Origin of the sequence: Martinezella miluonensis, assembly GCF_900094545.1 — a bacterium.
Classification (GTDB): domain Bacteria; phylum Pseudomonadota; class Alphaproteobacteria; order Rhizobiales; family Rhizobiaceae; genus Rhizobium; species Rhizobium miluonense.
Genome location: NZ_FMAH01000018.1, coordinates 101,323 through 114,032, shown reverse-complemented (window position 1 = coordinate 114,032; position 12,710 = coordinate 101,323). Strand labels below are relative to the sequence as shown.

The window sequence follows — 12,710 nt, the reverse complement described above, 5'->3', positions numbered from 1 at the left end:
CCATCCGTCAGCTTCATCCGAAGAAACCAACGATAGGCGACATTGACCTCGATCTCGCGCACCAGCTGACGTTCCGAGCGGATGCCGAAAAGATAACCGATGAACAGCGCCTTGAACATCAATGTCGGATCGAGCGGCGGCCGGCCGTTGTCGGCGCAATACAATCCCGCAACGCGATCATGGATGAAAGTAAAGTCGATCACCGCATCGATCTTGCGAAGCAGATGATCTCTCGGCACCAGGCTGTCGAGCGTCACCATCTCGAGAGCCGTCTGTTCGGCAGCAGGTTTCTTCAACATGTCCCATTGAATCAAAAACCTCCGGCCAAAGCCAGAAGTTTGTCAGCAGTCTGAGCGGCGCCCAATCGGGCGCCGCTTTTGTTTTACCGGGATATCGAAGGGCTCAGGCGGCGTTGGTCGCTTCGCCCGATTTTCCCCCTGCCTGTGCTTTGGCAGCCTCGCGCCGCTTGGCGGCATCGGCATATTTCTGTGCCAGCACCGCGCAGGTCATCAGCTGGATCTGGTGGAATAGCATGAGCGGCAGCACGATGGCGCCGATGCCTTGGCCGGCGAAGATGACATTGGCCATCGGCACGCCGCTCGCCAGCGACTTTTTGGAGCCGCAGAAGGTGATGGTGATTTCGTCGGCCTTCGAAAAACCGAGGGCACGGCTGCCGAACATGGTAATGCAGAGCACCGTTGCGAGAAGAACCATGTTGGCAACGATCACCGTGGCGATATCGATCACCGAGAAGGTGTGCCACAGACCCTCGACCACGGCTTCGCTGAAGGCCGAATAGACGACCATGAGGATCGAGCCGCGGTCGACCGGCATCAGGATCTTCTTCTTCGAGCGGATCCAGCCGCCGATCCATGGCTGCAGCAATTGGCCGGCGATGAAGGGGGCGAGCAGCTGCAGCATGATCTGCCACAGGACATCCCAGGAAAAGCCGCCCTGGCCGCCGACTGAAAACAGGATGCCGACGAGCAGCGGCGTCAGGAACATTCCGAAGATGTTCGAAGCGGAGGCGGAGCAGATGGCGGCCGGCACGTTGCCGCCTGCGATGGAAGTGAAGGCGATGGAGGACTGTACGGTCGAGGGCAGAACGCTCAGGAACAGCAGGCCGGTGTAGAGCGACACGGGCAGGATGCTGTTGGGAACGATCTGGCCCAAGGCCAGGACCAGCAGCGGGAAGATGCCGAAGGTCGTCAGCAGGATGACGAGGTGCAGCCGCCAATGCAGCAGGCCGGCGATGACGACATCGCGCGACAGGCGCGCACCATGCAGGAAGAACAGAAGGCCGATGGCAAAGTTCGTGGCGATGCCGAAATAGTGGGCACTCACGCCATGCACGGGAAAGAAGGATGCCGTCACGACGGTGAGCACCAGCAGCATGGTGAAGGTGTCTGGAAGAAAGCGGCGCATCGTGCCAACCCCAATCGCATTTGCAAGTCTTGATGAATTAGGTCTTGCAGATAGACCTATCGCGATCCACGATGCAAGAAATAACAGTTATCGTGAAATAGGATAAGCGCGATGCTAGACTTCACACAATTGCGCAGTTTCGTTGCCGTCGAACAGCTGGGCAGCTTTACGCTGGCGGCAGAACGGCTCGGGCTCGGGCAATCCACAGTCAGCCAGCACATACAGCGGCTGGAAACGGAGCTTGGCCGGAAGCTGCTGGCGCGCGACACCCATCGCGTCGTCCTGACCGCCGACGGCGAGGCGTTGCTCGGGCATGCCCGCCAAATATTGTCGATCGAAGGGGAGGTGCGCCAGCTCTTCGCCGGTAACAGCCTGCGCGGCAGCCTTCGGCTCGGCGTTTCCGAGGATTTCGTCACCAGCCAGCTTCCGGACGTGCTGGAGGAATTCGTTCGTTCGCATCCGTCGGTCGATCTCGAATTGACGGTCGCGCTCAGCGGCACGCTTTATGAAATGCAGGACAATGGCGATCTCGATCTGGTGCTGGCCAAGCGCCGGCTCGGCGATATCAGGGGAACGCTCGTCTATCGCGAGCCGCTGGTCTGGCTGGCGCGCGATCCGGAGCGTATCCGCAGGCTCGAATCGCCGCTACCATTGATCGCCTTTCCCGTGCCGAGTGTCACCCGTGCCGTTGCACTGGAGGCGCTACGCCGGCAGCAGATGCCGTGGCGGATCGTCTGTACCTGTGGCAGCCTCAGCGGACTGACGGCCGCGGCGCGCGCCGGCATGGGCGTTCTCGTTCAGCCCAAGAGCATGGCGCCTGCCGGATTGATGGAGATTGCGCCGGGATGGCTGCCGGCTCTGGAAGACGTCGAATTCGTGCTCGTGCCGCGCAAGGGCGCGGATCAGCTTCTTGTCAAAGCTTTGTCGGAGGACATTCTGGCCAAGGTGAGGGGGCCGCGGTCCGAGACGCTGCATCTGCCCTGACGGACTGATGCGGCGCTCTTTTTTACCCGTAATAGGTCATTAGCCCAGGCAGGCGAGGAAGTTCGCCACATCGGCTTCGGTTGTGGCGAAGCTGGTCACGAGACGGATCAGCGTTTCATCATCGCCGACCAGATCCGGCTGCGATTCCGAGATCGGCCATTCGTAGAATTTGGCCCCCTTGTCCTCGGCGGCCTTAGAGGCTGATTTCGGTATGATCGCGAAAACCTCGTTCGAGATCGTCGGCCAGGCAGCGCGGGCGCCACGGGTCTTTTCGATGCCGGCGCGCAGGCGATCGGCCATGCCGTTAGAATGGCGGGCCAGATCGAGCCAGAGACCATCCTGGAAATAGCCGTCGAACTGGGCGGCGATAAAGCGCGACTTGGAGAAAAGCTGTGCGGCGCGCTTGCGGATGAAGTGCATCTCTTTTGCTTGCTCGGGATCGAAGATGACGATCGCCTCGGCGCACCAGCAGCCGTTCTTGGTGCCGCCGAAGGAAAGAATGTCGACGCCGCGCTTCCAGGTCATCTCAGCTGGGCTGACGCCGAGCGCGACCAGGGCGTTGGCGAAACGCGCACCATCCATATGCAGCGGCAGGCCGTTCGCCTTGGCCACAGCGGCGACGGCGTCGATCTCGTCGAGCGAATAGACCGTACCGATTTCCGTCGCCTGCGTGATCGTCACGGCAGCGGCGCGACCGTGATGCACCGCATCCTGCGGGAAACGGGCAATCTTGGCGGCAAGCGCCTGAGGGTCAATCTTGCCGGCTGCGCCCTTGACCGTCGCCAGCCGCGCGGAGCTGAAGAAATCCGGTGAACCGCATTCGTCTTCTGCGACATGTGCCTCGCTATGGCAAAAGGTGATGCCGCCCGGTTTCTGGACGCTGGCGAGCGACAGCGAATTGGCGGCAGAGCCCGTCGCGACGAAGAAGACTGCAACCTCACGCTCGAAGATTTCGCTGAACTTGGCTTCGACCTTTTGGTCCAGGTCGCTCAAGCCATAGGCAGTGGCAAAGCCTCCTGACTCGGCAAGGAGACGTTCAGCGATCTTGGAGTGGGCGCCGGCCCAGTTATCGGAGGCAAAAAACATGGAAATGCACCAATTAAAAAGAGTGAACTGCGCGTGGCATAAATAGGGTCGGCCGGACATTAAGCCAATGCAAAAACCTATCAAGAGCAAGAACTTGAAGAACCCATCACAGAAATTGATCTGCGCAATCAACAAATAAAATGATGCGCCGCAGCGAAACTTTATTGCTCGATTTATGCAGCATAGGCAATCTTCCGTCTCTCCTTGACGAAATTTTGCCGTTTTGCTCTTGCGAAGGAAGAAGCTTTCTGGCATAGAACTGATGAATTAGGACAGGGTTGCTGTCCTATTTTGGCTGCCGAAGCCGAAGATGTGCCAGAGGGTCCTGACGATGTCGGGATTTCGGGCTATAATTGCCGGGAGCATGTCCTTAACGCCTCCGAGGCGCCGGGCAGGGCGACGGTGGAATAGCAAGGCGCGGAACGCTGACGACAGGCTCCATAGCGGGGCCATGGTTCGCGGCCGGATCTTCACAATGCAACAGAGCTGTCGCGCGTCGGCGCCGGAAACGGACCGCGCGAGACGAAGGAGCGCCCGCGAGGCGGGCCTTACCGGAGGGAAGACGATGACGAACAGGAAGACGTTCACGAGTTTTGACCAGACCGCTGTAGCCAATGCTGCAGCGACGGCCAAGACGTCGAAACGCGCCGTCGGCATCCCGCCGAAACAAGGCCTCTACGATCCGCGCAACGAGCATGACGCCTGCGGCGTCGGCTTCGTCGCGCATATGAAGGGCCGCAAGTCGCATCAGATCGTGCGCGACGGCCTGTTCATTCTCGAGAACCTGACGCATCGCGGTGCCGTCGGCGCTGACCCGCTGATGGGCGACGGCGCGGGCATCCTCGTGCAGATCCCCGACCGTTTCTTCCGCGAGGAGATGGCCAAGCAGGGCGTCATCCTGCCGAAGGCGGGCGAATATGGCGTCGGCCATTTCTTCCTGCCCCGCGACGAGGCGCTGATCGAGCATTTCAAGACCGCCATCAAGCAGGTCGTTGTCGAGGAAGGCCAGGTTCTGCTCGGCTTCCGCGATGTGCCTGTTGATAACTCATCGCTGTCGAAGGCGCCTGACATTGCTGCCACCGAGCCGCATCATGTGCAGGTCTTCATCGGCGCCGGTCGCGATGCCGGCACGAACGAGGAGTTCGAGCGCCGTCTTTTCACCCTGCGCAAGGTGATCTCCAACCGCATCTATGCGGAATACGAGGGTGAGGAGAGCAGCTTCTATCCCGTGTCGCTGTCGAGCTCGACCATCGTCTACAAGGGCATGTTCCTCGCCTATCAGGTCGGTGCCTATTATAAGGACTTGTCTGACCCGCGCTTCGAAACGGCGGTTGCTCTCGTGCACCAGCGTTTCTCGACCAACACCTTCCCGTCGTGGAAGCTGGCGCATCCGTACCGCATGGTCGCGCACAACGGCGAAATCAACACGCTGCGCGGCAACGTCAACTGGATGGCTGCCCGCCAGGCGTCGGTATCCTCGCCACTCTTCGGCGAAGATATCTCCAAGCTCTGGCCGATCTCCTATGAAGGACAGTCGGATACGGCCTGTTTTGACAACGCGCTCGAATTCCTCGTGCGCGGCGGCTATTCCATGGCGCATGCCATGATGATGCTCATCCCTGAGGCATGGGCCGGCAATCAGCTGATGGCTGCCGAGCGCAAGGCATTCTACGAGTATCACGCCGCCCTGATGGAGCCGTGGGATGGCCCAGCCGCTGTCGCCTTCACCGACGGCAAGCAGATCGGCGCGACGCTCGACCGCAACGGCCTGCGTCCGGCCCGCTATCTCGTTACCAACGACGATCGCATCATCATGGCCTCCGAGGCCGGTGTTCTGCCTGTTGACGAAGAGAAGATCATCCAGAAGTGGCGTCTGCAGCCAGGCAAGATGCTGCTGATCGATATGGAAAAGGGTCGCATCATCTCCGACGACGAGGTGAAGTCGGAACTGTCAAGCAAGCATCCCTACCAGAGCTGGCTCAAGCGCACGCAGCTGATTCTCGAGGATCTGAAGCCGGTGGAACCGCGGGCGCTGCGCCGCGACGTGTCGCTGCTCGACCGCCAGCAGGCTTTCGGCTATACGCTTGAAGATACCAAGCTCCTGATGTCGCCGATGGCGACGACAGGGCAGGAGGCTGTCGGCTCCATGGGGACCGATACGCCGATCTCCGCCATGTCCGACAAGCCGAAGCTGCTCTACACCTACTTCAAGCAGAACTTCGCGCAGGTGACGAACCCGCCGATCGATCCGATCCGCGAGGAGCTCGTCATGAGCCTCGTCTCCTTCATCGGCCCGCGCCCGAACCTGCTCGACCATACCGGCATGGCCAATGCCAAGCGCCTGGAAGTGCGCCAGCCGATCCTGACCAACGGCGATCTCGAAAAGATCCGCTCGATCGGTCACACCGAGGATCGCTTCGACACCAAGACGCTCGACTTCACCTATGATGTCGAACGTGGCGCCGAAGGCATGCCCGAGATGCTCGACCGTCTCTGCGAACGGGCGGAAGCCGCCGTCCGCGGCGGCTACAACATCATCGTGCTTTCCGACCGTCAGATCGGACCGGACCGTATCGCCATCCCGGCGCTGCTGGCGACGGCGGCCGTGCATCATCACCTGATCCGCAAGGGTCTGCGCACCTCGGTCGGTCTCGTCGTCGAAACCGGCGAGCCGCGCGAAGTGCACCATTTTTGCCTGCTGGCCGGCTACGGTGCGGAAGCGATCAACCCCTATATGGCCTTCGACACGCTGCTCGACATGCATCAGCGCGGCGAATTCCCGAAGGAAGTGGACGCGTCGGAAGTCGTGTACCGCTACATCAAGGCGGTCGGTAAGGGCATCCTCAAGGTCATGTCGAAGATGGGTATCTCGACCTATCAGTCCTACTGCGGCGCGCAGATCTTCGATGCGATCGGCCTGCAGCAGGAACTGGTCGACAAGTACTTCTTCGGCACGGCGACGATGATCGAAGGTATTGGTCTCGATACGATCGCCGAGGAAACCGTCGCGCGTCACAACTCTGCTTTCGGCCGTGATCCGCTGCTGGCGAGCACGCTCGACATCGGCGGCGAGTATGCCTACCGCATGCGCGGCGAAAGTCATGCCTGGACGCCGGATGCGGTGGCCGCCCTTCAGCATGCCGTACGCGGCAATGCCGAGGATCGCTATCGCGAATTCTCGGAAATGGTCAATGATTCAGCGCTTCGCATGAACACCATCCGCGGTCTCTTCACGATCAAGGGCGCGGAAGCGCTCGGCCGCAAGCCGATCTCGGTCGACCAGGTCGAGCCGGCGGTCGATATCGTCAAGCGTTTCTCGACGGGCGCCATGTCCTTCGGCTCGATCAGCCGCGAGGCGCACACGACGCTGGCGATCGCCATGAACCGCATCGGCGGCAAGTCGAACACTGGCGAAGGCGGCGAGGAGTCCGACCGTTATATGCCGCTCGTCGACGGTTCGCCGAACCCGGAACGTTCCGCCATCAAGCAGATCGCGTCTGGCCGCTTCGGCGTGACGACGGAATATCTGGTCAATGCCGATGTGCTGCAGATCAAGGTGGCCCAGGGCGCCAAGCCCGGCGAAGGCGGCCAGCTGCCCGGCCACAAGGTTGATGCGACGGTTGCCAAGACCCGGCACTCGACGCCGGGCGTCGGCCTGATCTCGCCGCCGCCGCACCATGACATCTATTCGATCGAAGATCTGGCACAGTTGATCTTCGACCTGAAGAACGTCAACCCGACCTCGGATGTATCGGTCAAGCTCGTCTCGGAAGTCGGCGTCGGCACGGTTGCCGCCGGTGTCGCCAAGGCGCGTGCCGATCATATCACCGTATCGGGCTATGACGGCGGCACCGGCGCTTCGCCGCTGACCTCGCTGAAGCATGCTGGCTCGCCTTGGGAAATCGGCCTTGCCGAAACCCAGCAGACGCTGGTGCTGAACGGGCTGCGTTCGCGCATCGCCCTGCAGGTGGACGGTGGCCTCAAGACCGGCCGCGACGTCATCATCGGCGCGCTGCTGGGTGCGGACGAGTTCGGCTTTGCTACCGCGCCGCTGATTGCAGCCGGCTGCATCATGATGCGCAAGTGCCACCTGAACACCTGTCCGGTCGGTGTCGCCACCCAGGATCCGGTGCTGCGCAAGCGCTTCAAGGGTGCGCCGGAGCATGTCATCAACTACTTCTTCTTCGTTGCCGAAGAAGTGCGCGAGATCCTTGCCTCGCTTGGCGTTGCCAAGCTGGACGACATCATCGGCGCTTCCGAGCTTCTGGAAAAGGACGACATGCTCGCCCACTGGAAGGCCAAGGGCCTCGACTTTAGCCGTATCTTCCACAAGGTCGATGCGCCGAAGGAAGAGACCTATTGGACGACCGTGCAAAAGCATCCGATCGACGACATTCTCGACCGCAAGCTGATCGAGAAGGCCGAACCTGCCCTGTCTTCGAAGACGCCAGTTGCCTTCGAGGTCGACATCAAGAACGTCGACCGTTCGGCCGGCGCCATGCTTTCGGGCGCGGTTGCCAAGCGCTACGGCCATCGCGGCTTGAAGGATGATACGATCAACGTCACGCTCAAGGGCACCGCCGGCCAGTCGTTCGGCGCATTCCTGGCGCGCGGCGTGACCTTCAACCTCATCGGCGATGGCAACGACTATGTCGGCAAGGGCCTTTCGGGCGGCCGCATCATCGTCCGCCCGCCGGAGAATTCGAAGATTAAGGCCGAACACTCGATCATCGTCGGCAACACCGTGCTTTACGGTGCGACCGAAGGGGAGTGCTACTTCCGCGGCGTCGCGGGCGAGCGCTTTGCGGTCAGAAACTCCGGTGCGGTCGCCATCGTCGAAGGCGTGGGTGATCACGGCTGCGAGTACATGACCGGCGGCGTCGTCGTCGTGCTCGGCGAGACAGGACGTAACTTCGCAGCCGGCATGTCGGGGGGCGTAGCTTATGTGCTCGACGAAATTGGCGATTTCGCCCGTCGCTGCAACATGGCCATGGTCGAGCTGGAGCCGGTTCCCGAAGAGGACGAACTGTTGGAGAAGCTGCATCATCACGGCGGCGACATCATGCACAAGGGGCGTGTGGACGTCTCGGATGACATGACGCGCCATGATGAAGAGCGTCTCTACCAGCTGATTTCGAACCATTTCCACTATACGGGCTCGACGCGAGCCAAGGAGATCCTTGATCACTGGGCCGACTATCGCCCGAAATTCCGCAAGGTCATGCCGGTCGAGTACCGCCGTGCCCTTGAGGAAATGGAGCGCAGTCGCATGAGCGTGGCGGCGGAGTAATCCGCCCCGGCTCGCCAAGCCAGTCGAGGATTTCGCCTCACATTGCGGTCGCTGATCACGGCGATCGCAACTGTCGAATAGCGGAATCGGATTTGAATTAAAGTGCCGGACAGGGCAACGGGATTTACCCTCAGGTACGGGAGCCTCGGCTCCTCTTTTTGAGTGAGGAAACGAAAGCATGGGCAAGGTAACAGGCTTCTTGGAGATCGACCGTCAGGTTGGCAAGTATCAGCCGGCATCGGATCGCATCCGGCATTTCCGCGAATTCACGATCCCCATGTCGGACCAGGAAGTGCAGAAACAGGCAGCGCGCTGCATGGACTGTGGCATTCCCTATTGCCACGGCCCGACCGGCTGCCCGGTGCACAACCAAATTCCGGATTGGAACGATCTCGTCTACAACAACAACTGGGAGGAGGCGATCCGCAACCTGCATTCGACCAACAACTTCCCGGAATTCACCGGCCGCGTCTGCCCCGCACCCTGCGAGGAAGCGTGCACGCTGAACCTCGAGGATGCACCGGTCGCTATCAAGACGGTCGAGCAGGCGATCGCCGACAAGGCCTATGAACTTGGCTTCATTCGTCCGCAGCCGGCAACGGTGCATACCGGCAAGAAGGTCGCCATCATCGGTTCCGGTCCCGCCGGCATGGCGGCTGCCCAGCAGCTCGGCCGCGCCGGTCATGAGGTTCATCTCTACGAGCGCGAGAGCAAGCCCGGCGGCCTGCTGCGCTACGGCATTCCCGACTTCAAGATGGAGAAGAACTTCATCGACCGCCGCGTCGAACAGATGAAGGGCGAGGGCGTCACCTTTCATTGCGGCGTCAACGTCGGCGTCGACGTCAAGATCGAGCAGCTTCTGGCCGATCATGATGCCGTGCTTTATTGCGGCGGCTCCGAAACCCCGCGCGAGGCCGGCATCCCCGGCGTGGACCTCGCCGGCGTTCATGACGCCATGCCGTATCTCGTGCAGCAGAACCGCCGCGTCGGCCGTGAGAACATTGACAGTGCCGGCTGGTCCGCCGATCCGATCCTGGCAGGCGGCAAGCATATCGTCGTCGTCGGCGGCGGCGATACCGCTTCGGACTGCGTCGGCACGGCATTCCGCCAAGGCGCCGTGAAGGTGACCCAGCTAGACATCCGCCCGCAGCCGCCGGAAAAGGAAGACAAGCTCGCCGTCTGGCCCTTCTGGGCAACGAAAATGCGCACCTCCTCGTCGCAGGCCGAGGGTGCCGTTCGCGAATTCCAGGTCGCGACGCTGGAGTTCATCGGCGAAGACGGCGTGCTGACCGGCGTGAAGTGCTGCGAAGTCGATGAGCGCCGCGAGCCGATCGCCGGTACGGAATTCGTCATCCGCGCCGATCTCGCCTTCATCGCCATCGGCTTCCGCGGTCCCTTCACCGACAGCGTGCTCAAGGAGCTCGATGGCAAGCTGACGCTCAACACCGACCGCCGCGGCTCGACCAACGTCGTCGCCGACGACAAGGACTACAAAACTTCGGTCGACAAGCTCTGGACTGCCGGCGACGTGCGCCGCGGCCAGTCGCTGGTGGTCTGGGCGATCCGCGAGGGGCGTCAGGCGGCCCGCGCGATCGACGAGACCCTGATGGGCTCGACGGTTCTGCCGCGGTAAGCCTGACCGATATTTTTGAGCAGCAATTGGAAAGGCCGGGTTCGCAAGGAACCCGGCCTTTCTCTTATCTGTCTGCAGCGATGTTCCAGTTATAGATGCAGCGATCGAGCCCGATGGCGATCTCGAGCACGGTGACATCATGCTCGGTCGCCGGTCCCTTCCTTGCCTGATTGCGATAACGTTGAGGGAAGTCCGTGCGCCTCGAGATGGAGCAGACCTCTATCCATTTGTCGCCGTTGTCGACCTCTATATCCATCGTGATCTCAGAGTAGGCCGGCAAGCGATCGGACGGAACGATCCTCGTCGGCAGATGGATCACCGAACCGATCATGCGCCGAACCGGCTCCAAGCACGCCGCGTGATAGTCGTTGCCGCTGTCGGCGGTAAAGGCGCATTGGAATTCGAGCTGCCAGAATTCCTTGAGCCGCACATGCTTGCTCGGTTGCTCCTGTTCGCGGCGGTAGGATTTTCCGGCCTGCCAGACACACAAGGGCAGGCGCGTTTTCGAGTGATTTCCGAGAAGATGCTGCATGTAGATATAAGTGGACGGTGTCGTTTCCGGCCGCAGCACGAGTTCGGTGTCGGTCTCCGATATCCGTTCCTGCACCCAAATGTCTGCATTGGAATAGGCATCGGAGACCAGATTTCTCGGCATCAGGGTAGGAGCTTCGACCCTTCGGATATCCCAGGCGGAATTTGCGCATCGCAGAAAGCTGGCGACTTCATCGGAAAAGAACCGGACGAGATCGTCGCGCAGCCGGATGTCTCGCTCTTCCCAGTGAACGAGCGAGTTGACGTTATAGATATTGAGCACGTGCCATTCTCCATGGGCAACGTTGATGTTTTGGAGTGAGGGGCTTTACGTCCAGCAATGGCCGGACGCGCAAAGCCTCCGGTCGTCACGACTGGACGCGGAGACCTCGGCCGGAGAAAGCGCGCAAAACCACGGCCTGCAGGCAGGTGCGGTTAAGATCGATGTGATCTGCACGGTCGGTGCTCATGGCATTTTTCTATTGATAGGCCGCGATGTTGTCAAACGGCATCCGAGGTACTTACCGTGCAACCGATCCTTGCAAGCGGTAATCGTCCACGCGACCTGTGGGAGCGGGGGCCATCTGGCCCTTGTCGACCAGAAGATCTCGCGGCGACGCTGCCGGGGAGGCCGGTGCGGGCGTGTTTCCAAGCAGCTGCGAGCCACCATCGAGCTCGGGGTCGGAGAGGCTCATCGGCGGGGTGCTGGTGACTTTCTCCGGCTCGATCCCGGGCAAGCTCGCCTGCTGCGCCGGCAGCGGGCTACTGGTATCGAGCCGCGTAATATCGGGGCTTGCCTGATTGCCCAGCAGCCGGCGTGCCGGCTTTTCGACATAGAAGGCGATCTTGCGCTTGCCTGCCGCGGTGATGTTGACGCCGTCGGCGGTTCTGAGACGCACCTGCTGGCCGTTGATATCAGAGCCGGTAACGACGAACTCGCCGCTCTGATTGGTGAAGCCGTCCCAGATGTCGACGTATTCTCCGCCGACGGCAGCCATCTGGCTTTGATAGAGGTGGTTGAGCTTGACCGCACTCGCCGTCAGCTGGTCCGAGCCGAAAGGCGGCAGGCCGACCCAGAGGAGGGGTATATGGCGGTTCGTCACCAGCTTGGCGAACTGCTGTACACGTTCCTCATAGGCAATAAACCAGGGGTCCGTGCCGTATTTTTCGTTGAGACCGGAACCGATGATGGGCTGGCGGTCATTGGCGCCGAGCATGACGACGACCATTGCCGGCTTCAGCTGATCCATCATTCCGGACAATTGCTGCGGCCAGTTGTAATAGTCCTGGCGGACGAGGCCGGAGGCGACGTTGCCGCGTGATTGAATGACCACGCCCGGTGAGGCGGAAAAGGCGTCTTCCAATCCGGTTCCGAGCCCGCTTGCCAGAAAGTCGCCGACGACGAGGATAGTCTTGGCGTCCGGCAGTTTTTCCGCAGCCGGCGGCGTTTCCGGCTGAACCACCACCGGCTGGCGCGGCGGCGGCGTTGGTCGCTTGCGCGGCTGGCTCTTTCTTCGTGGGGGCGGCTGCTCGGGTTGGTCGGGATAATCCGGTTCGCGGGTGCCGAACAGCATGTCGAGCAGGTTCTTGCGTGGCCGCTCCTGCGCCTCGGCCGCCGGAGACAGGCAGCCGTAGGCGGTGACGGCCGCAAGGAACGCCGTGAAGATGGCCCTCAGGCTTGCCATGGTCGCGCGGGCAGGTCGCTCTATCATCATTTCTTTCCGCTCACGGCCCATGGTGGCATGAGGGCGGCTCCCTCGT

The 12,710-nt window shown here is 61.3% G+C and carries 8 protein-coding genes; 3 read left to right on the top strand and 5 right to left on the bottom strand.

Annotated features, from left to right (window positions below; all coding sequences use genetic code 11):
* Positions 1-299: transposase (locus GA0061102_RS16345; protein ID WP_139115064.1), on the bottom strand; the 299-nt coding region annotated here is incomplete at its 3' end.
* Between the two features lie 103 nt (positions 300-402).
* Positions 403-1,425, bottom strand: coding sequence for a bile acid:sodium symporter family protein (locus GA0061102_RS16340; RefSeq protein ID WP_092850831.1), 1,023 nt, complete (start codon positions 1,423-1,425; stop codon positions 403-405).
* 111 nt (positions 1,426-1,536) lie between these two features.
* Here GA0061102_RS16340 and GA0061102_RS16335 point away from each other — a divergent pair, with 111 nt between their 5' ends.
* Positions 1,537-2,409, top strand: a complete 873-nt coding sequence (locus tag GA0061102_RS16335; protein ID WP_092850826.1) for a LysR substrate-binding domain-containing protein — start codon at positions 1,537-1,539, stop codon at positions 2,407-2,409.
* Between the two features lie 39 nt (positions 2,410-2,448).
* Here GA0061102_RS16335 and GA0061102_RS16330 read toward each other — a convergent pair whose 3' ends face one another.
* Entirely contained in the window at positions 2,449-3,495 is a 1,047-nt protein-coding gene (locus GA0061102_RS16330; protein WP_092850824.1) for a threonine aldolase family protein, read from the bottom strand.
* Between the two features lie 565 nt (positions 3,496-4,060).
* On the opposite strand from GA0061102_RS16330, the gene gltB reads away from it, so the two are divergent.
* Together gltB and GA0061102_RS16320 are read left to right on the top strand one after the other, a co-directional pair.
* On the top strand, positions 4,061-8,785 hold the full coding sequence (gltB, locus tag GA0061102_RS16325; RefSeq protein WP_092850822.1) for a glutamate synthase large subunit: 4,725 nt from the start codon (positions 4,061-4,063) through the stop codon (positions 8,783-8,785).
* Positions 8,786-8,963: 178 nt separating this feature from the next.
* Entirely contained in the window at positions 8,964-10,418 is a 1,455-nt protein-coding gene (locus tag GA0061102_RS16320; protein WP_092850820.1) for a glutamate synthase subunit beta, read from the top strand.
* Positions 10,419-10,482: 64 nt separating this feature from the next.
* Here the strand turns inward: GA0061102_RS16320 and GA0061102_RS16315 are convergent, their stop codons facing one another.
* On the bottom strand, positions 10,483-11,232 hold the full coding sequence (locus GA0061102_RS16315; RefSeq protein ID WP_092850818.1) for an aminoacyl--tRNA ligase-related protein: 750 nt from the start codon (positions 11,230-11,232) through the stop codon (positions 10,483-10,485).
* A gap of 238 nt (positions 11,233-11,470) precedes the next feature.
* Positions 11,471-12,661, bottom strand: coding sequence for an SGNH/GDSL hydrolase family protein (locus tag GA0061102_RS16310; RefSeq protein ID WP_092850851.1), 1,191 nt, complete (start codon positions 12,659-12,661; stop codon positions 11,471-11,473).
* Between the last annotated feature and the right edge of the window lie 49 nt (positions 12,662-12,710).